General features: G+C 71.7%; 17 protein-coding genes. 8 read left to right on the top strand and 9 right to left on the bottom strand.

The window, feature by feature from the left end:
• Nucleotides 1–90: 90 nt before the first annotated feature.
• Complete coding sequence (locus tag AB0G50_RS17920; RefSeq protein WP_360109269.1) at nt 91–618, bottom strand: hypothetical protein; 528 nt, start codon at nt 616–618, stop codon at nt 91–93.
• Between the two features lie 389 nt (nt 619–1,007).
• Here AB0G50_RS17920 and AB0G50_RS17915 point away from each other — a divergent pair, with 389 nt between their 5' ends.
• Both AB0G50_RS17915 and AB0G50_RS17910 read left to right on the top strand, forming a co-directional pair.
• On the top strand, nt 1,008–2,393 hold the full coding sequence (locus AB0G50_RS17915) for a neutral zinc metallopeptidase (protein WP_360109266.1): 1,386 nt from the start codon (nt 1,008–1,010) through the stop codon (nt 2,391–2,393).
• 72 nt (nt 2,394–2,465) lie between these two features.
• On the top strand, nt 2,466–3,914 hold the full coding sequence (locus AB0G50_RS17910) for a neutral zinc metallopeptidase (RefSeq protein WP_360109263.1): 1,449 nt from the start codon (nt 2,466–2,468) through the stop codon (nt 3,912–3,914).
• 293 nt (nt 3,915–4,207) lie between these two features.
• Here AB0G50_RS17910 and AB0G50_RS17905 read toward each other — a convergent pair whose 3' ends face one another.
• The 3 genes from AB0G50_RS17905 to AB0G50_RS17895 are packed head-to-tail and all read right to left on the bottom strand — an operon-like array spanning nt 4,208 to nt 6,378.
• Entirely contained in the window at nt 4,208–5,170 is a 963-nt protein-coding gene (locus AB0G50_RS17905) for a tetratricopeptide repeat protein (RefSeq protein ID WP_360109260.1), read from the bottom strand.
• A 21-nt stretch (nt 5,171–5,191) separates the two neighbouring features.
• The gene (locus AB0G50_RS17900) at nt 5,192–6,040 is read right to left on the bottom strand and encodes a hypothetical protein (protein WP_360109258.1); all 849 of its coding nucleotides are present in this window, start codon (nt 6,038–6,040) and stop codon (nt 5,192–5,194) included.
• 26 nt (nt 6,041–6,066) lie between these two features.
• Nucleotides 6,067–6,378, bottom strand: a complete 312-nt coding sequence (locus AB0G50_RS17895; protein ID WP_360109255.1) for an MTH1187 family thiamine-binding protein — start codon at nt 6,376–6,378, stop codon at nt 6,067–6,069.
• Nucleotides 6,379–6,422: 44 nt separating this feature from the next.
• Here AB0G50_RS17895 and AB0G50_RS17890 point away from each other — a divergent pair, with 44 nt between their 5' ends.
• Together AB0G50_RS17890 and AB0G50_RS17885 are read left to right on the top strand one after the other, a co-directional pair.
• The gene (locus AB0G50_RS17890) at nt 6,423–6,926 is read left to right on the top strand and encodes a MarR family transcriptional regulator (RefSeq protein ID WP_360109253.1); all 504 of its coding nucleotides are present in this window, start codon (nt 6,423–6,425) and stop codon (nt 6,924–6,926) included.
• Between the two features lie 39 nt (nt 6,927–6,965).
• The gene (locus tag AB0G50_RS17885; protein WP_360109250.1) at nt 6,966–7,985 is read left to right on the top strand and encodes a phosphotransferase; all 1,020 of its coding nucleotides are present in this window, start codon (nt 6,966–6,968) and stop codon (nt 7,983–7,985) included.
• Here the strand turns inward: AB0G50_RS17885 and AB0G50_RS17880 are convergent.
• The 5 genes from AB0G50_RS17880 to AB0G50_RS17860 form a co-directional block, all read right to left on the bottom strand.
• Nucleotides 7,967–8,284 carry a DUF3817 domain-containing protein gene (locus AB0G50_RS17880; protein ID WP_360109247.1) on the bottom strand — a complete coding sequence of 106 codons (318 nt, stop codon included), beginning with the start codon at nt 8,282–8,284 and terminating at the stop codon, nt 7,967–7,969. The two genes, AB0G50_RS17885 and AB0G50_RS17880, sit on opposite strands and share 19 nt — an antisense overlap.
• A gap of 43 nt (nt 8,285–8,327) precedes the next feature.
• Nucleotides 8,328–9,374: an ABC transporter permease gene (locus tag AB0G50_RS17875; protein WP_360109244.1), complete on the bottom strand. Its 1,047-nt coding sequence runs from the start codon at nt 9,372–9,374 to the stop codon at nt 8,328–8,330.
• 34 nt (nt 9,375–9,408) lie between these two features.
• A complete protein-coding gene (locus tag AB0G50_RS17870) occupies nt 9,409–10,323 on the bottom strand; it encodes an ABC transporter ATP-binding protein (RefSeq protein WP_360109241.1) in 915 nt (304 codons plus the stop codon).
• Between the two features lie 129 nt (nt 10,324–10,452).
• Nucleotides 10,453–12,663 carry a GH92 family glycosyl hydrolase gene (locus AB0G50_RS17865; RefSeq protein ID WP_360109239.1) on the bottom strand — a complete coding sequence of 737 codons (2,211 nt, stop codon included), beginning with the start codon at nt 12,661–12,663 and terminating at the stop codon, nt 10,453–10,455.
• A 60-nt stretch (nt 12,664–12,723) separates the two neighbouring features.
• Nucleotides 12,724–15,945 carry a GH92 family glycosyl hydrolase gene (locus AB0G50_RS17860; RefSeq protein ID WP_360109236.1) on the bottom strand — a complete coding sequence of 1,074 codons (3,222 nt, stop codon included), beginning with the start codon at nt 15,943–15,945 and terminating at the stop codon, nt 12,724–12,726.
• Nucleotides 15,946–16,160: 215 nt separating this feature from the next.
• On the opposite strand from AB0G50_RS17860, the gene AB0G50_RS17855 reads away from it, so the two are divergent.
• Genes AB0G50_RS17855 through AB0G50_RS17840 form a run of 4 tightly spaced genes read left to right on the top strand, consistent with a single transcriptional unit; the run spans nt 16,161 to nt 19,891 of the window.
• Nucleotides 16,161–17,138 carry a LacI family DNA-binding transcriptional regulator gene (locus AB0G50_RS17855; RefSeq protein WP_360109272.1) on the top strand — a complete coding sequence of 326 codons (978 nt, stop codon included), beginning with the start codon at nt 16,161–16,163 and terminating at the stop codon, nt 17,136–17,138.
• Nucleotides 17,135–18,130: a mannose-6-phosphate isomerase gene (locus tag AB0G50_RS17850; RefSeq protein ID WP_360109233.1), complete on the top strand. Its 996-nt coding sequence runs from the start codon at nt 17,135–17,137 to the stop codon at nt 18,128–18,130. Before AB0G50_RS17855 ends, AB0G50_RS17850 begins: the two co-directional genes overlap by 4 nt.
• Nucleotides 18,131–18,155: 25 nt before the next feature.
• Nucleotides 18,156–18,917 (top strand): ATP-binding cassette domain-containing protein, encoded by a 762-nt coding sequence (locus AB0G50_RS17845; protein ID WP_360109230.1) that lies wholly within the window; start codon nt 18,156–18,158, stop codon nt 18,915–18,917.
• Nucleotides 18,914–19,891, top strand: a complete 978-nt coding sequence (locus AB0G50_RS17840; RefSeq protein ID WP_360109228.1) for an ABC transporter permease — start codon at nt 18,914–18,916, stop codon at nt 19,889–19,891. The genes AB0G50_RS17845 and AB0G50_RS17840 overlap by 4 nt, the downstream gene beginning before the upstream one ends.
• Nucleotides 19,892–19,896: the final 5 nt, after the last annotated feature.

Raw genomic sequence — 19,896 nt, 5'->3', positions numbered from 1 at the left:
CGGGTGGTGTGCATTTTTATCTGCGCCCCCTTTTAGTATGGGGCGGTGGTGTGGGTGGGAGACCGGCGGTCTCCCCACCGCCGACCGGGGTCAGCAGGGTTTCGACTGGCTCGAATTGCGGAAGGACGAGGTCTTGTCGTTCATCGCGTCACCGACGTACGAGACGTCGTAGAAGTACGACCCGCACGAGCCCGAGGTGTTGTCGTGTTCGTAGAGCCGGACACCCTGACACCCACCGTAGGTGCGAAAGGACGAGATCCGGTCGTTCCAACCCGCCGGCATCGACTTCCACTGGTATCCGTCGATGTCGCAGTCGGTATTACCCTGGTTGACCTCGAAATCGACGGACGAGCCCTGGTAGTTGAGGTGCTCGAACGCCTTGAGGAGCAACTTTCCGAGGGATGCATGGACGCCGCCGCAGGAGTAGTTCCGCAGCACCAGTTCGGTCGGCTCGCCGGGAACCTTCGGCTTGCCCGCCTTGACGTACACGGCGACGCATCCGATCGGCGTCGCGGCGAAGGGTGTCGCGGTCGACGGGACGGCGGCTGCGACCGACGTGGACGCGAGAATTTCGAGGGCAACGGCACATAAACCGAGAGCTACTGCACGAAAACGCATTCTACCTCCTGGGAAACAGCGGAATAGGCCCAGAAATCGACCTTTCGAGGTGCGACCGAGGCAGCCCCCTGGAGACACCGGAAAGGTATTGTTTTCGAACACTTCGGGTTGAACACTCCGACCGACTCCGCAACCCTGACAGGGCGGTCCGGAGCAGTTCTATCGACCGAACGAGTGAGGCACATTCCGGCCGGAATGAATCACTCGAAAACAGCATTCGGCTGACCTGTTCGGATCAGTGTCCGATAATGTTGTTTTGCCCGTTCCACCGCCGACGGCACGCCCGCCGTCACGCCACGCGGTGCGGCCGGCGGGTGCCCGCGGAGTGTGGGGTCGGCCGATTGGTCGAGTCCGGCCCCTGAGGGGTTCGCAGCCTGCACAATGGACCGATGCGGCAGGCAGCGGGTCGACTGGTGAGGGTGACGGTGCTCGTGGCCGTCGCGGTCGTGGCTTCCGGGTGCACCCAGTTCGTCGCCGGCACGCCGGTGGCGGGCAAGGTCGTCACCAAGGACGGCGTCGACACCGGGTTCATCAAGGGGTCCGACGGCGGCCCCATCGACCGGCTCGCGGGCACCGCGATCACCGACGTCGACGGGTTCTGGGAGCAGGCGTTCCCGGACACGTTCGGCAAGCCGTGGACCAAGCTGTCCGGCGGCATCTACTCCGTCGACACCTCGGACCCGTCCGCCAAGCCGCCGCCGTGCACCGAGAAGGCGAGCGACGTGGAGGGCAACGCGTTCTACTGCCCGAGCGCCGACGCCATCGCGTGGGACCGGGCCGCGCTGCTGCCGGTGCTCAAGGACCAGTTCGGCGACGCGGCCGTGGTGATCGTGCTGGCGCACGAGATGGGTCACGCCGTGCAGCGCCGGATGGGCATCACGCCCGAGGCCGAGCGCCGCAACCCGGAGAAGTACCCGACGATCCTCACCGAGGCGATGGCCGACTGCTTCGCCGGCACGTTCGTGAAGTGGGTCAACGACGGCAAGTCCGAGCACCTGGACATCGGCTCGGACACCCTCGACGCCGCGCTGGGCGCGCTGGTGACGTTCCGCGACCCGGTGGGCACGTCGGCCGCCGACAAGTCCGCGCACGGCAACGCGTTCGACCGGGTGTCGGCGTTCCAGGACGGCTACCAGCGCGGCACGAAGTTCTGCGCCGACATGACCGTGCAGAACCGGCCGTTCACGCAGCAGGCGTTCACCAGCGTGGACGACCGCGACCGGGGCGGGAACCTGCCGTTCGACGAGATGCTCACCTCGATCACCCCCGACGTGGACAAGTACTACAAGACGCTGGTGACGACGGCCGGCAAGACCTGGCCGGACCCGAAGACCAAGACCACCGACGGCGAGCCGGACTGCTCGGGCGACCAGGGTCCGGTCGCCTACTGCCCGGCGGACAAATCGATCGAGGTCGACGTGGCGGGCGACCTGCCGCAGCTGCACGCGAAGATCGGCGACTACGCGACGGGCGTGCTGCTGGCCAGCCGGTACGGGATGGCGGCGCTGGCCGTGCTGGGGAAGAAGACCGAGGGTGAGGACGCCTCGGCGAACGCGCTGTGCCTGGCCGGTGCGTACACCCGCGAGGTGTTCACCAGGAAGGACGGCTTCGGCCTGTCGCCGGGCGACCTGGACGAGGCGGTGAAGGTGCTGCTGGCGTACGACTACGCGGCCAGGGACGCGACCGGCGGCGGCTCGGTCGGGCCGGGGTTCAAGCGGGTCGAGGTGTTCCGCAGCGGCGTGTTCGACGGCACGAAGGCGTGCGGGCTCGCCTAGTTCCCTCCTCACCGACCGGGCGGGCCAAGTAAGGTTCGGCTGGATCACACGACTTCGGGACGGGACTGGGGCATGGCTCGACGTGGTGGCAGGCTCGCGGCGCTGGTGGCGGTCGTCGCGGCCGCGGGGCTGCTCAGTTCCTGCACACAGGCCGTCGAGGGGCTGGCCCGCGCCGAGCGACCCGACGTGTCGAAGGTCGCCGGGCTGGACATCACCACCGGCGAGAGCGGCCCGAAGCCCGGTGTGGCGGACGCGCGGCTGCCGGTGGAGAACGGCGACGGCGGCGAGATGGACCGGTTGGCCATCAACACGCTCGCCGACGTCGAGGACTACTGGGAGCAGCAGCTGCCCGCGAACTTCGCCGGCACGAAGTTCGACCCGGTGAAGCGGCTGGTGTCCTACGACTCGACCGGCGCCGGGGTGACCGTGTGCCGCACCAACACCGCCGGTGTCGCGAACGCGTTCTACTGCTCGCTGGACGACAGCATCGCGTGGGACCGCGGCGAGCTGCTGCCGATGCTGAACGACGCGTTCGGCCCGATGTCCGTGGTGACCGTGCTGGCGCACGAGATGGGCCACGCGGTGCAGTACAAGCTCGGTGCGCGCAGCGGGATCACGCAGGCCACGCCGTCGATCATCAAGGAGCAGCAGGCGGACTGCTACGCGGGCAACTTCTTCCGCTGGGTCGCCGAGGGCAAGTCCGCGCACTTCCGCATCTCCACCGGACCGGGGTTGAACGCGATCCTGGCGACGATGTTCTTCATCCGGGACGCGGCGGGCACGTCGGCGGAGAAGCAGGGCGCACACGGCTCGGCGTTCGACCGCGTGGCGGCCTTCCAGTTCGGTTTCGCGGGCGACCCGAAGCGGTGTGCGGCCATTGACGAGGCCGAGGTGAAGTCCCGCATCGCGCAACAGCAGTTCGATGAGAAGGACGTCGACCTCGGCCAGGGCAAGGGAAACCTGCGGGTGGACGACCGGAAGTCGTTGAACCTGCTGGAGGACTCGCTGCGGGACGCCTACAAGCAGTCCGGCGCCACGCCGCCCGCGCTGAAGATCGGCGAGTCGACGTGCGCGGACGCGCAGGCCACCTCGCCGGTGGCGTACTGCCCGTCCACCAACGAGATCTCGGTGGACCTGCCGGAACTGGTGAAGATCGGCACCCCGCCGAAACGCGGCCAGAAGGGCGGTATCGGCGACTTCGCGGCCTTCGCCGAAATCGCGTCCCGCTTCGCGCTGTCGATCCAGAAGGCGACCGGCTACCCGCTGGAGGGCCCGGCGGCGGGCCTGCGCACCGCGTGCCTGACGGGCGCGTGGGCCGGCACGACCACCAAGCCGACCGCCCAGCTCCAGCTCTCGTCGGGCGACCTGGACGAGGCGGTGGCCGAACTCCTGGCCGACAAGTCCCTCATCGCCGCCGACGTCAACGGAGGCGTGGTCCCCTCGGGCTTCGCCCGCGTGGAAGCCTTCCGAGACGGCTTCTTCCAGGGCTCCGGCCTCTGCACCCGCAAGTACGCGGGCTGACACCGGACCGCAGACCCGATCACGCACCCCGACACCGAGGCCGAGACCGACACCGGGGCGGGGGCAGGGGCGGGGCGGATTCACCCACCCGGGCCACGCGCGAACCCCCCGCCCCGGCCCACGACCACCCGAAACTGTCGGTGCCCCGTGGGACAATCGAGACGGGGGCCGGAGGCCAACCCACCCCGAAATCCGGCACCAAGATCCGTCCCCGACAGCGTCCGGGAAACAGACCCGCACGGCTCGGCCCCCACGTCGAAGGACGCGGGGGCCGAAAGGCGGCGTTCAGGGCGTCAGTACAGGGCGCTCGCCAGGTTGCGGCGGGCGGCGGCGACCCGGGGGTCGTCGGCCGGGAAGAGCTCGAACAGCGACACCAGGTGTTCGCGCACCTTGTCCCGGTCCTCGCCGAACAACACCCGGATGGTGTCGATCAGCCGCTTGAACGCGCCGTCGACGTCCTGGCTCGCGAGTTCCAGGTCCGCCGCCGCCAGCTGGGCGTCGACGTCGTCGCGGTTCGCGTCGGCCAGCGCCACCACGTCCGGCGTCAGCGACTCGGCCCTGGCCGTGAAGCGGACCTGGGCCAGGGCGGCCTTCGCGTCGGCGTTGCCCGGCTCCACGGCCAGGATGGCCTCGTAGGCGGCCTCGGCGGCGGCGAAGTCGCCCTCCTCGAAGGCGTCCTCGGCCGCGGTGAAGCGCGGGTCGTCGAACTCCTCCTCCGGCACGGCGCCCGCCTGGCCCGCCTCGGCCGCGCGGATGCCCGGCAGGCGGTCGCGCAGGGCGTCGAGCAGCCGGGCGAGCCACGCGAGGACCTCGGGCTCGCCGAGCGCGCCCGCGAAGCCGTCCACGGGCTGGCCGCCGGCGACGGCCATCACCGTCGGCACGGACTGGACCTGGAACACCTGGGCGATGCGCGGGCTCTGGTCGACGTCGACCCTGGCGAGCAGCCACGCGCCGCCGCCGGCCCGGGCCGCCTTCTCCAGCACGGCCGAGAGCTGACCCGCCTCCGGACTCCACGACGCGGTCAGCTCGACCACGACGGGCACGTCCATCGACCGGTCGACAACGGACTGGAACGTCTGCTCGGTCACGTCCAGCACCCACGGGCTGGGCGCGGAGTCGGTGCCGCCGGGCGGTGGCGGCGGGGTGGTGGCGCGCTGGCGGGCGGCGTCGGCTCGCGCCTTCAGCGCTCCCAGGTCGACCGCGCCGGACAGCGCGGCGGACAGTGCGGCGGTCTTGCGGGGGTCTGGCCTTGTCACCCGTCCATCCTGGCACGGCCGTCAGGCGGGCAGCTCGCGGACCGGGTCGATTGCCATCGGGTTGGTCCGCATCGCCTCGTTGCGCTCGCCGACGAGCCGCGCGACGGGCGTCATCAGCTCGGCGAACCGCGCCGTCCGCTCCGGTCCGAGCGCGGTCCACGGTCGCGCGGCGGCCTCGTCGGTGCGCCGCTCCACCTCCGCCCGCAGCTCCCGCCCGGCCGCGGTCAGCCCGTCCGCGAGCAGTCCCCGGTCCCGCAGCGCCGCCTCGGCCGCGGCCCACTCGTCCTCGCTCCAGCCCCGGGCCGAACGCAGGTACGCGGGCTCGAGCCCCTTGTCCGCCCCGAACAGCACGAGCGCCTCGCACGGTTCCAGGTCCGCCGCCACGAGCGCCGCCAGGTGCCCGTCGCCGCGTGATTCGCGCAACGTGGTGCACGCCTGCCACAGCGCGAGGTGGGGTTGCGGTGGCAGCGGGAGGGCCGCGTTGGCCGCGCCGAGCACCCTGCCGGCGGTGGACGCGCGGGACGCGGCCTCGACGGCCAGCTCGGCGGCCTCGGCCAACCCCGAGACGTCACCGAGAATTCGCCGCAGCGCCGCGTCGACCCCCTCCAGCCGCGCGGCGAGGAACCGCCGCGGCGAGGCGACCTCCCACGCGTCGGGCAGCGCGCGGTGGACCATCCACGGCGCGAAGCCGAAGCACGCCGAGGTCACCACCTCGGGTGACGCCGCGCCGAGTGGCGCGGCGCGCATCCCGAAGTAGCCCATCCAGCCACCGCGGCACCCGAGCGCGTCGGTGACCGCGCGCGACTCGGGCGTGAAGTACGTGACGTCGTGGTAGGTCTCGAACCGGAGCCACAGGTCGCGGGGTCGCATGGCCCCGAATTTAGTAGGACGTCCGACTACTCGCCAGACGCACCCTCGGCGAGGTGCCGCTCCACCCGCTCGACCTTGGCCCGCAGCTGACCGGTGTACCCGGGCCGGATGTCGGCCTTGAGCACGAGCCCCACCCGGGGCGCGGTCGCCTGCACGACCTCGGTCGCCCGCTTCACCACGGCCATCACCTCGTCCCACTCCCCCTCGATCAGGGTGAACATGGCGTTGGTCTCGTTCGGCAGGCCGGACTCCCGGACCACGCGCACGGCCTCGGCCACGGCGGCGGCCACGCCGTCCGACTCGCCACCCGTGGGGCTGACACTGAACGCGACGAGCACTGCTGCCTCCTGCTGGAGTGGTACCCACTGGTAATTTCGGCGGCATGACGTCCCAGCCGCTCCCGTTCGACCCGATCGCCCGCGCCGCCGAGCTGTGGGAGAAGCGGATCGGACCGTCGACGGCGATGGCGGCGGTCACGAGCGTCATGCGAGTACAGCAGATCATCCAGGGCTCGGTGGACGCCGCCCTCAAGCCGCACGGGCTGACCTTCGCCCGGTTCGAGGCGCTGGTCCTGCTGACGTTCTCGCGCGCGGGCAACCTGCCGATGCGGGTGATGGGCGAACGGCTCCAGCTGCACCCCACGAGCGTGACCAACATCGTGGACCGGCTGGAGGCCGACGGCCTGGTCCGCCGCAACCCGCACCCCACCGACCGCCGCACCACGCTGGTGGAGATCACCGACGCGGGCCGGGCGCGCCGGGAGGCCGCGACCGAGGCGGTGACGGAGGTCGGGTTTGGCCTGCGCGGCCTGACCGACCGGCAGACCGAGCAGCTCACCGACCTGCTGGCCAAGGTCCGCCGCGCGACGGGCGACTTCGAGGATTAACCGCTCGACCGGGTCGCCCCGGTCCGCGACACTGCCCGCATGCGGGAGGTCCGGGCGCTGATCGTGGTCGACGGGCGGTGCGTGGGCGAGGCACCGCCGTTCACCGTCGACGTGCCGTGGTGGAACGAGGTCGAGACGGTCACCGCGCACCTCGACGCGGCGCTGGGCGTCACCGCGGCCGTGCTGCGGCTGGTGTCCACGACGGGTCGCTTCGGCCGGGACGGCACGACGACCTACGAGGTCGAGGTGGACCGCACGCCGGCCGGACTGTCCACAGTGGACCACGAACTCACCGACCACCCGCGGCGCCTGCCCTGGGCGAAACCCGGCGGCCCGGCGGACCTGCTGGCGTGGGCCGGGCCGCACGAGCGCGCGGTGCAGGTGAAGACCTGGAACCTGTCGTGCGTCTACCGGCTGCGCCAGGCCGGCGAAACCCGCTGGCTCAAGGCGGTGCCCCCGTTCCAGGTGGACGAGGGCGAGGTCATCCCGATGGTCGCCGAGGTCGATCCCGGCCTGGTGCCGCCGCTGCTCGCCGCCGAGGACCGCAGGGTGCTGCTGGCGGACGTGCCGGGCCACGACTGCTGGAGGCCCGACGAGGCGGTCATCCGGGACGTGCTGCCGCGCTGGGTCGCGGTGCAGGCGGCACTGGCCGGGCCGCCGCGCCTGCGGGAGCTGGGTTTCCCGGTGCCGGACTTCGGGTTGCCGCCGAAGACGGTGCTGCACGGCGACTTCCACCCGGGCAACTGGCGCTCGTCGGGCGTGGTGCTCGACTGGTCCGACGCGCACTGGGGCCACCCGGCGCTCGACATCGGGCGGCTGCTGTCGTTCACGCCGGAGGACCTGTGGCCGCTGATCGAGGACGTGTGGGCGGACGCGTGGCTCACCCACCGCCCGGACAGCGATCCCCGGGCCGCGCTGCGGCACGCGCGCCCGCAGAACCACCGGATGCTGGCGGTGGTGTACCAGGGTTTCCTCGACGCGATCGAACCGAGCGAGCGCGTCTACCACGAGGGCGACGTGGAGGAGGAGCTGAGAACCGCTCAGTCGTTCGCGGTCTGAGCCGTCTCGTCCAGCCGACCCGTCCGGCGCGCCCAGCGCTCGAAGACGATCGTGCCGAACGGCGGGAGGCTCGCGACGAGCGCGAGGAACGTGGTGCGGCGGTCCCAGCGCGAGGCCAGCATGAGCGTCACGAGGACGTAGCCGACGAAGATCACGCCGTGGATCGGGCCGAAGACCTTCACGCCGATCTCGTTGCCGACGACGACGTACTTGAACAGCATCCCGAGCAGCAGACCGGCCCAGGACACCGCCTCGGCGAGCGCGAGGAGGCGGAACCGACCGACGGGGCTGGTGAGCATGCGTCCCATTGTGGGTCGTGACGCCGCTCACCAGCCTCCCGGGTCAGTCCTCCCAGCGGAACACGCGGGACGCGATGAACCCGACCACGACGGTGAACCCGATCAGCACCGCCGCCGGCACGGCCAGCGCCTCGATCCCCTTGCCGCGCACCAGGACGTCGAGCATGCCCTGGTTCATGTGCTTGAGCGGCAGCACGTTCGAGATCGCCTTCAACCAGCCCGGCGCGTCGTCCATCGGGAAGAACGTGCCGGACAGGAACGCCATCGGCAGCGTGATGAAGTTCGCCGCGCCGCTGGCCGCCTCCTCGGTCTTGCAGAACGCGCCGACGAGCATGCCGATCGAGAAGAACGCCATGGTCCCGAGGACCAGCAACGGGATCGCGAGCCACCACTGGCCGGTCAGCTTGAGCCCGAACGGCGGGAGCAGCGCCACGCCGACGAACACGACACCCTGGGTGAGCGCCGTGCCGACGCTCACCAGCACCCGCGAGCTGAGCACGGACGCCGCGCCGACCGGCGCGAGCTGGATCCGCCGCAGCACCTGCTTGCGCCGCCACGACACCAGCGTCAGCGCCGCGCCGAACACGCCGGACACCGAGATGGCCCACGAGAGGATGCCCGGCGTCAGGTACTGGATCGGCTTGAGCGAGGCGTCCTCGACCGACTGCGCGTCGAGCGAGAACTTCGGCGGCGTGCCGCTGGCCGCGATGTTGGCCTGGTCCACCACGCCGGACACGATGCCCAGCACGGTCCGCGCCTTCACCTGGTCGCTGGCGGCGTAGACCACCTGCACGTCGTCGCCGGTCACCGCCACCAGCGCGGGCAGGTCGCCGTCGTGCACCTTCTGCCGCGCGGCCGCGACGTCGTCGAACCGCTGGAGCTCCAACGCGCCGGTCTTGTCCAGCGCGGTGATCACCGGCCCGTCGCCGACGGTGGCGATCTTGGTCTTGTCCGACGAGCCGGAACCGCCCGCGATCAACCCGAAGACCACCAGGAACATCAACGGGAACACGAAGACGAAGAACAACGTCATCCGGTCCCGCAGGAAGCCCTTGATCATGGCCACGGCCAAGCTCTTGAACGCGGTCATCTCGCGCCCTCCGCCGAGAAGCACACGTCGGCCGTCATGCCCGGTACTCCCTTCCGGTCAAGTTCAAGAACACGTCCTCGAGCGTCGCGGTGCGGACCTGGAGCCCGTCCAGCGCGCCGCGATCGGCCAGGTCCGAGAGCACCGGCGCCGGGCGACGGGTGGTGATGGTCAGCGACACCTCGTCCTGCTGCACCTCGTCCACGCCCTCGATCCCCTCGGCGTCGACCACGTCGAGCGCGCCGCTCTGGAGGATCACCCGGGTCGGCGCGTCGAGTCCGCGCACCAGGGTGGCGGGCGCGTCCATGGCGAGGATCCGGCCCTTGTCCATGATCGCGACCCGGTCGCACAGGATCTCGGCCTCGTCCAGGTAGTGCGTGGTGTAGACGATCGTCTTGCCGCGCGCCTGGATCTCCCGCAGCACGTCCCACAGGTTGCGCCGAGCCTGCGGGTCGAGCGCGGCCGTCGGCTCGTCCAGGAACACCAGGTCCGGGTCGTGCACCAGCGCGCAGGCGATCGACAACCGCTGCCGCTGGCCGCCGGAGAGCTTGTTCTCCTGCACGTCGGCCTTGTCGGTCAACCCGACCAGTTCCAGCATCTCGTCGGCCTTCGCGGGCCCGACGCCGTAGAGCGAGCCGAAGGTGCGCAACTGCTCGCGCGCGGTCAGCTTCTCGAAGAAGCTCGACGCCTGGAGCTGCACGCCGATCCGGGGCAGCAGCGCGGGGTTGCGCGGCCACGGGCTCTCACCCAGCAACGTCACCGAGCCGTCGTCCGGCTTGCGCAACCCCTCGACGATCTCCAACGTGGTCGTCTTGCCCGCGCCGTTCGGGCCGAGGATCCCGAAGAACTCCCCCTCGGCCACCGTGAACGACACCCCGTCCACCGCTTTCAGCTCGCCGTAGCTCTTGCGGAGGTCCGCCGCCACGACAGCCGGCATCCGTGCCCCTGTCATGCGGGCACGGTAAGCCGCCGTCACCGCCCGTGCTGCTCGATTGCGCCGACGGCGACCAAAGTAGGCCGACTCAGCGACTTTCGACGGCCCTTCGGTCGCGCACCGCGCACGACCGAATGCGAGGAGTGCTCACCCCCGGGGAACGCCCCAGGTCGCGCGCGCCGGGTCGGTCGTCAGGGTGTGCTCGAGTTTCGTCCCGTTTCGCAGGGTTTCCCACGACACCACCACGTCCTCGTGCGGCACGCCGTCCAGGCTCAGCGATTCCACGTACTGCACGGACGACGGGACCGCGCCGGGCGCGGTGATCACCACGTCCCGCCCGTTCTCCTGGTGCACGACCGCTTCCGGGAACCTCGGCGCGTGCAGCACGAACTCGCCCGAGCCCGGCACCACCGGGTACAGCCCCAGCGCGCTGAACACGTACCACGCGGACATCTGGCCGAGGTCGTCGTTGCCGGTCACCCCGCCCGGCCCGGCCACGAACAGCGTCTGCGCCGCCCGGACCACCGCCGAGGTCTTCCACGGCTGCCCGATGAGCGTGTACATCCACGGCGCGTGCAGGTCCGGCTCGTTGTTGGGGTTGTAGCGGAACTGGTTGTAGTAGTCGTACGGACCGACGACCCACTTCTCCCGCACCGCCTTCGCCGGGTCCGCGACCAGGTCGGGGTAGGCGAAGAAGTCGTCCAGCCTGGCCAGCGCGCGCTCCCGGCCGCCGAGCCGCTCGACCAGGCCGGGCACGTCGTGCTGGGTCAACCACTGGTACTGCCAGGCGGTCCCCTCGTGGAACCCCTCCGGCCCCTGCGGCGTGTACGGGCTCAGCCACCCGCCGCCCGCGAGCCTCGGCCGGTGGAACCCGGTGAACCCGCGGTCGGTCACGGTGGCGTCCCACAGCTTCCGGTGGTTCGACGCCCGCACGCGCAGGACCTCCGCGTCCGCCGCGTGGCCCAGGGCGCGGGCCATGATCGCGAGCGCGCCGTCCGCGAGCCCGTACTCGAGTGTCGCGGACGCGCCGTGCCGCGGGTCGACGTCCTGGCCCTTCTTCGGGAAGTCCTTGTCGTACTGGACGAACCCGGCCGCCAGGTACGACGGGTTGCCCGACCGGCCCTCGAACGGCGAGGACGCGGGCGGCACCGAGGAGACGTTCTGCCACAGCGCCCGGTAGGCCTGCTCCTCGAACCCCTCCAGCGCGCCGAAGCGCCACAGGTCCACCAGGAACGGGGTGACCGGGTCGCCGGTCATGGTGTTGGTCTCCTGGTTGGCGTACGCCCAGCGCGGCAGCCAGCCGCCCTGCTCGTGCACCGCCAGCAGCGACCGCGCGACGTCCCGCGCCCGTTCCGGCCGCAGCAGCGCCAGCAGTGGGTTCTGCGCGCGATAGGTGTCCCACAGGGAGAAGTACTCGTAGTAGGTCCAGCCGTCGGCCCGGTGCACCCGGCCGTCGAAGCCGCGGTACCGCCCGTCGACGTCGTTGCCGGTCAACGGTTGCAGCAGCACGTGGTACAGCGCCGTGTAGAACACCGTGCGGTCCGCTCCCGTCGCGGCCACCTCGACGCTGCCCAACTCCCGCCGCCACGCGCTCCGCGCCGCGTCCCGAAGGTGGTCGAACGGGACCCCGCGCGCCTCGGCCAGGTTCCGGGTCGCGCCGTCCGCGTCCACGTGCGACAACGCGGTCGCCGCGGTGACCGGCGCGTCGCCGTCGAACGACACCCACTGCCCGCGCAGCCCCGACCCGCCCGAGGCGCCGCCCCAGTTGCCGGTGCGGGCGAACGGCCGGTCGAACGTGGTGGTGAAGTACGTGGTGTACGGCTTGCCACCGCAGAACGCCTGCGCCGTCACGGTTCCGGCCAGCGTCCGGTCGTCGACGACCCGGATCGCGCTGCCCGACACCGGCTCCTTGTCGTTGGCCTGCCCCACGTTCACCAGCACGTGCGCCTTCGCGCCCGGCGGGAACGCGTAGCGCTCGACGCCGGTCCGCAGCGTCGCGGTGGTTTCCACCAGCACGCCCGAGTTCAACCGCACCCGGTAGTAGCCGGGCGACCCGACCTCGCCCGCGTGGGTGTACCCGACCGCGTACCGGCGGTGGTCGAACGACGAGGGCAGCGCGGTCGTCGGCAGCACGGACACCAGCCCGCCCTGCTCCCAGCAGCCCGCGCCGGACAGGAAGAAGTGGCCGAACCCCCGGATCAGCGGGTCGTCGTAGTGGTACCCGGCGTAGTGCGAGCCGATCGGACTCGACTGCACCATGCCGAACGGCACCGCCGCGCCCGGGAAGGTGTTGCCCTCGTCCTTCGTGCCGATGAACGTGTCCACCGAGTCGACCGGGTCCGCCGCCGCGTCCGCCATGGGGTCACCCTAGCCGGCGGCGGCACCTCGACAACCGCCCGGAAGCCGAAGTTCACCCGCTCACCCGACGCCGATCGCGAACACGTGGAACGTGCCGCCCGCGACCGAGGACGGCAGCGTCACCGACTTGACCTGCTTGTCCGCCGGCAGCGGGATCGGCGCGGTGGCGAACACGTACACCTTGATCCGCTGCGCCTCGCCGCCGGAGTTGTTGCGGTACGGGGTGGTCAGCAGGATCCGGTTGTCGAACGACGGCGGCAGGTCGGCCGAACCGCCCAGCGCCCAGTCGGAGAACCCGACGGCCGCGTTCTGCGTCGAGCCGTCGGTGAAGGTGATCGTCAGCGTGCCGGACGCCTTGCCGCCGCCCGCGCTGCCGACCAGGCCGAGCTTGGTCGCGCCGGCGGGCGCGGGCACCGTGACGACCTCGCCCGAGGCGTTGACGTTGTCCGGTTCCCCCACGGGTGAGGTGGGCCAGGTGTAGGTGATCCCCTCCGATGTCTTCGTGCCGCCGGGTGTCACGCCCAGCTCGGCGAGCGCCTTGCGCGAGTAGCTGAACCCGCCGCCGTCGAAGTTGCCGATCGCCTGGTCGTCGTCCGGCGACGTGCCGACGTTGTCGAACGCCGCCCGCAGGCTCGCCGGGTCCGCCACCAGCACCGACACCGTGCTCTTCTGGCCGTTGGAGAAGGTGACCGGCACCCGCAGGGTCTGCTCGGGCACACCCGCCGCCACCGACACCGACACCGGAACGCCCGCCTTGTCCCCCGGCGGCGCGGTGATCTCGCCGGAGGACGGCGTGACGGTCGACCCCGGCGGCACGGCGGCGTTCCACGTCACCTTGCCGCCCTTGCCGGAGAAGTCCTGCGCGCCCACGGTCACCGTGCCGGTCGCACCGGGCGGCAGCACCAGCCGACCCGGCTGCACGTAGGCCTGCTGACCGACCTCACCGTCCCGGAAGGACGGTGGCGCGTCGGACGTGCCGGTGCCCCAGGCGGTCGGGGTCGGCGACAGCGCGAACTCGACCGTGCCGCCGTTGGCCACGAACGACTCGGGCAGCCACGTCCGGGTTTGCGCCCGGCCGTTGAGCGACAGGCCCGCCACGTACGCGCCCTCGCCGGAAGTCTTGAACACCAACGTCTTCCCGTCCGGCCGGGTGACGGTGACCGAGGAGAACAGCGGGCTGTTCACCACCAGCTCGGCCCGGCCCGGGATCGCCGGGTACACGCCCAGCGCGGCCCACACGTACCAGGACGACATCTGGCCTAGGTCGTCGTTGCCCGTCAACCCCTCCGGACCGGGGCCGAACAGCTCGTCCACCGCCTTGCGCACCAGCGCCTGGGTCCGCGCCGGCGCGCCCGCCCAGTTGTACAACCACGGCACGTGCATCACCGGCTCGTTGCCCAGGAACGCGTGCGGCTCGCCGGGACCGGCGTTGAGCTTCCGGAAGAAGAAGTCCAACCGGTCGCGCACCTTCGCGTCGCCGCCCAGCGCGGTGAACAGGCCGCGCGGGTTGTACGGGACCATCCAGGTGTACTGGGCCGCGTTGCCCTCGACCCAGTTCTCCGGGCTGCCCGGCGAGAACGGCTCCACGTACGAGCCGTCCTTGGCCCGCGCCTGGGTGTAGCCGGTGGCCGGGTTGACCACGTTCTGCCAGTACTGGGCCCGTTTCATGAAGGTCTGCCAGGACGGACCGTCGCCGAGCCTGCGGGCCAGCTGGGCGATCGCGAAGTCGGCGGTCGTGTACTCCAGCGTGGTCGCGGGCGCGCCCCAGACGTCCTGCGTGCCCACCGGCACGTACCCGAGGGACTGGTACTCGGCCAACCCCGGCCGCTCCTCGTAGCCCTGGGTCTTCTGGGTCGCGCCGCGCAGCATCAGCAGCAGCGCCTTGGACGCGTCGAAGTCCCGCGCCCCGAACGCGTACGCGCTCGACACCATCACGTGGTACGGGTCGCCGACCATCACCCCGGTGTAGCCGTTGGCCACCGTCCACCGGTCCCACGAGCCGCCCTGCTCGGCGTAGGCGGCCATCGAGCGCACCATGTCCGAGGACTCCTTGGGCGCCAACAGGGACAGCAGTTGCATCTCCGACCGGTACACGTCCCAGCCGGAGAAGTTGGTGTACATCGCGTGCCCCGGCTCGGCGGTGTGCTGCCGGCCGTCGAAGCCCGGGTAGCGGCCGTCGGCGTCGGAGAACACGTTGGGCTGCAACAGGGAGTGGTACAGCGCGGTGTAGAACGTGGTGCGCCGGGCGTCCGTGCCGCCGGTCACCCGGACCTGCCCGAGCCGGTCGTTCCACGCCCGGCGCGCGTCGGACTCGACGGTGTCGAAGGACTTCCCGGTGTTCTCGGCCGCGAGGTTGCGCCGCGCGCCGTCGACCGACACGAACGACAGGCCGACCCGGACCACCACGTCCGGGTCGTCGAACGTCACCCACGCGCCGCTGCCGGGCCCGGAGACGGTGGTGTCCCGGGTGCTCATCTCGGGCGTCGCGTGCTGGGCCGCCGGGGTTTTGGGCGCGTCGCCGAGGCCCACGCGCCGGCCGGAGCCACCGCGCTCGGAGGACCGACCGGGCGTGACGGCGCCGTTCTTCCAGGTGCCGAGGGAGGCGAACGGCTGGGAGAACTCGGCGTGGAAGTACACCCGGTAGGTGTGCTCCGAGCCGCAGAACCGCCCGCTGGCCGCCCACCCGCTGACGCTGTCGGTCCCGACGGTGACCTCCGCGTCGTCGGTGCCGGAGATCGAACCGGAGGTGTTGATCAGCAGCGTGGCCGGGTCACCGCCGGGGTAGGCGAGCTTCGCGACGCCGGTGCGCTGCGTGACCGACAACTCGACCTTGGTCCCGCTGTCGAGGGTCACCCCGTAGTAGCCGGGCGTGGCGGTCTCGGCGGTGTGCTTGAAGGTGGACACGTACCGGTTCGGATCGGTCGCGGGCGACGTGGTGACCTCGCCCGCGAACGGGATGAACGGGATGTCCTGGTACGTCGAACAGCCCGCGCCCGACAGGTGGGTCAGCGAGAAGCCCTTGATCCGGTCGTCGTCGTAGAAGTAGCCGCCGTGCTGCCGCGTCACCGTGTCCGGGCTCCACTGGACCATGCCGAAGGGCACGTCCGCGCCCGGGAAGTCGTTGCCCGCGCCGCCACCGGTGCCGTGGTCCGGGCCACCCGGACGGGTGCCCACGAACGGGTTCACCCACTGCGCCAGGTCGTCCGCCTGCGCGCCGGCGGGCGGGACCGGCTGGAGCACCGCCGCCGCCACCAGGGCCGTCGCCACCAGTGCGATCCTCACGAGCGCCTCCTCGTCGACAACCCTGTCCACGAACATCGCGTAATCGCATACTTGCGGAGCGTGCCCGGGTGCCGTCAAGACGAGGAGGCCGAGTTGTCCGGTTCGAGACACCACCCACCGTTGACATCCGGCAACACCGGGTGTGTGATTCGCCCACTATGACAACGTTGTCCCCGACCGGTGCGGCCAACGTCCGCAAAGTCCGGCGCGCCACCATGAACGACGTGGCGCGACTCGCGGGCGTCAGCATCAAGACCGTCTCGCGCGTGGTGAACGACGAGGCGGGCGTGCACCCGGCCACCGCCGAACGGGTCCTGGCCGCGATCGACCAACTCGGCTTCCGGCGCAACCTCAGCGCGCGCAACCTGCGCCGCGGCTCGTCCACCGGCACGATCGGTCTCGTGCTGGAGGACGTGGCGAACCCGTTCTACTCCGGGGTGACGCGCGCTGTCGAGGAGATCTCCCGGCTGCGCGGTCGACAGGTGATCACCGGGTCGTCCGACGAGGAGCCCGCCCGGGAACGCGAACTGGCGCTGGAGTTCTGCTCGCGCCGGGTCGACGGGCTGCTCATCGTCCCCGCCGGTGTCCAGCACGGCTACCTGCTCCCGGAGATGCGCGCCGGCACCCCCGTGGTGTTCCTGGACCGACCGGCGGGCGACGTCGCGGCGGACACCGTGCTCGTGGACAACGTGGGCGGCGCCGCCGAGGCCGTGCGGCACCTCGCGGCGCACGGGCACCGCAGGATCGCGTTCCTGGGCGACCGGCCGCGGATCTTCACCGCCGCCGAGCGGTTGCGCGGCTACCGCGAGGGCTGCCTGCGCGCCGGCCTGGAACCGCGCGACGACCTGGTCGTGATGGGACCGCACGACGAGCGGTCGGTGGCCGGGGTGTTGCGCCGGCTCGAGGGCCTCGCGACCGCCGTCGTCACCGGCAACAACCGGATCACCGTGCACGTGCTGCGCGCGCTGGCGGGCTCGTCCCGGCCGCGCCCGGCGCTGGTGGGCTTCGACGACTTCGAACTGGCCGACCTGCTCTCGCCGCCGGTGACCGTGCTCGCGCACGACGCGAGCGCGCTCGGCAAGGCGGGGGCCGACCTGTTGTACGCCCGGCTGGACGGCGACGTGGCACCTCCGCGCCGCGTCGTGCTGCCGGTGCGGTTGGTGGCACGTGGATCAGGGGAGGTGCGGGCGTGAGCGACGACAAGCCCGTCGCACTGCCGGCGAACCAGCCGGAGCAGTTCTACCGCGGTGGCGCGGCCATCGCGGCGTTGCGCGGTCTGCCGGCAGGCGACGGCGGACCCGAGGACTGGGTGGCGTCGACCACGACCCGGTTCGGGCACGAGGAGTCCGGGCTCAGCAGACTGCCGGACGGGCGGTGGCTGCGCTCGGCGGTGGCCGCGGACCCGCTGACCTGGCTCGGCCACGAGCACGTCAACGCGTTCGGCCCGGACACCGCGCTGCTGGTCAAGCTGCTCGACGCGGGTCAGCGGCTGCCGGTGCACTGCCACCCGTCGGACGAGTTCGCCGCCGAGCACCTGTCGTGCCGGCACGGCAAGACCGAGGCGTGGATCGTCGTCGGCGTCACGGGCGCCGACCCGACCGTCCACATCGGATTCCGCGAGGACGTGCCGGCGGCGACCGTCGCGCGGTGGGTGTCCACACAGGACTCCTCGGCGCTGCTGGACGCGCTGAACCCGGTGCGGGTGGCGCCCGGCGACACGGTGTTCGTGCCCGCCGGCGTGCCGCACGCGATCGGCGAGGGCGTCTTCATCGTGGAGCTGCAACAGCCGACGGACTTCTCGATCACGTTGGAGTGGCGCGGTTTCCTGGCCGACGAGGGCGCGGGCCACCTCGGTCTCGGGTTCGCCACCGCGCTGGAGTGCCTCGACCTGCGCGGCCGGTCGGTGGACGCGCTGGTCCGCCGCACCGGCGGGCTGACCGGGCCGTCGGTGCCGCTGTTCGACGCGCACGCCGACCCGTTCTTCCGCGCCGACCGGCTGCACGTGTCCGGCGCCGCCGTGCTGGAGCCGTCGTTCGCGGTCCTGGTGGTGTTGGCGGGTTCCGGGACGGTCGGCGACCTGGAGGTGCGCGGTGGCAGCACGGTCGTGGTGCCGCACGGCGCGGGCGAGGTCGGGCTGACCGGCGACCTGGTCGTCATCCGGTGCCGACCGCCGAAGCCGGTCTGAGGAGTCGAGCGACGAGGAGCCCGAGGTGTCGGAACCCTTATTGGCCGCACGGGAGTTGGTGAAGCACTACGGAGGGGTGGAGGCGCTGCGCGGCGCCTCGTTCACCGCGCACGCCGGTGAGGTCGTCGCGCTGGTCGGCGACAACGGCGCGGGCAAGTCGACGCTGGTGAAGTGCCTGTCCGGGGCGGAAACCCCGGACTCGGGCACGATCGCGTTCGACGGCGCGGAGGTGACGCTGCCCTCGCCCACCGCCGCCCGCGCGCTGGGGATCGAGACGGTGTACCAGGACCTGGCCGTGGCACCGGACCTCGACCCGGCCGCGAACCTGTTCCTGGGCCGGGAGATCCGCCGCCGCGGCCTGCTGGGCGCGTTGGGCGTGCTGGACCGCGCGGAGATGCGCCGCCGGGCCGCCGAGTCGTTCGCCGACCTCGGCGTGAGCCTGCAAAGCCTGGACGTGCCGATCGGGTCGCTCTCCGGCGGCCAGCGGCAGTCCGTGGCCGTGGCCCGGTCGGTGGTGTGGGCGAGCCGGCTGGTGTTCATGGACGAGCCGACCGCCGCACTCGGCGTGGTGCAACGGGAACGCGTGCTCGACGTGGTGCGCCGGGTGCGCGACCGCGGCCTGGCGGTGGTGCTGATCAGCCACAACATGCCCGAGGTGCTGGCGGTCGCGGACCGGGTCGAGGTGCTGCGGCTGGGTCGGCGGGTGGCCAGGTTCACCGCCGCGGACACCACCGTCGAGGAACTGGTCGGCGCGATGACCGGCGCGCTCACCCAGGAGGAGCGGTGAAGCGGCTGCTGGGCGTGAACACGCTGTGGATCGGCGTGGTGCTGCTGGTGCTGGTCGCGGTGTTCGGCGCGCTGCGGCCGGACGCGGTGCTGACCGCGTTCACCCTCCAGACCACGCTGGTCGAGACGTCGGTGCTGCTGGTGCTGTCGGTCGGCATGACCTACGTCGTGGTGACGTCCGGCATCGACCTGTCGGTCGGCTCCGTGCTGGTGTTCTCCGGCGTCACCTCGGCCCTGACCATGAACGCGGTCAACGGCGGCGACGCGACCCGGGCCGGGTGGGGCACCGTCCTGTTGGGACTTGTCGTGGCGATCGCGAGCGGCGCGGCCTGGGGACTGCTGAACGGCGTGCTGATCGCCGCGTTCCGGATCCCGCCGCTGATCGTGACGCTCGGCTCGTTCGGCGCGGCGCTCGGCGCGGGCCAGCTGCTCTCCGGCGGGTCGAACGTCAGCGGCGTGCCGGACGTGCTCGGCGAGGGACTGGGCACCGGCACGTGGTTCGGCGTGCCGAACCTGGTGCTGCTCGCCGCCGCGGTGACCGCGTTGGGCGCGCTGGGCCTGGGCGTCACCCGGTTCGGCAGGCACACCTACGCGATCGGGTCGAACGAGGAGGCCGCGCGCCGGGCGGGCATCGCCGTGCGGCGGCACCTCGTGCTGGTGTACCTGCTGGCGGGCGTGCTGGCCGGGCTGGCCGGTTTCATGGCGCTGGCGTACTTCCGCGTCGCGTCGATCACCGGGCACGACACGGACAACCTCAACGCCATCGCGGGTGTGGTGCTCGGCGGTACGAGCCTGTTCGGCGGCGCCGGATCGGTGGTCGGCACGGTGCTCGGCGTGTTCATCCCCGCCGTGCTGCGCAAGGGGTTCGTGATCGTCGGTGTGGACGTGTACTGGCAGCCGATCGCGGTGGCCGTGGTGCTGGTGGCCGCCGTGTGGTTCGACCAGTCGCGGAGAAGGGCGCGAAACCAACGGTAGGAGGG

It is taken from the genome of Actinosynnema sp. NPDC020468, assembly GCF_040642015.1.
Lineage (GTDB): Bacteria > Actinomycetota > Actinomycetes > Mycobacteriales > Pseudonocardiaceae > Actinosynnema.
This window is presented reverse-complemented; position numbering and strand designations above follow the sequence as displayed.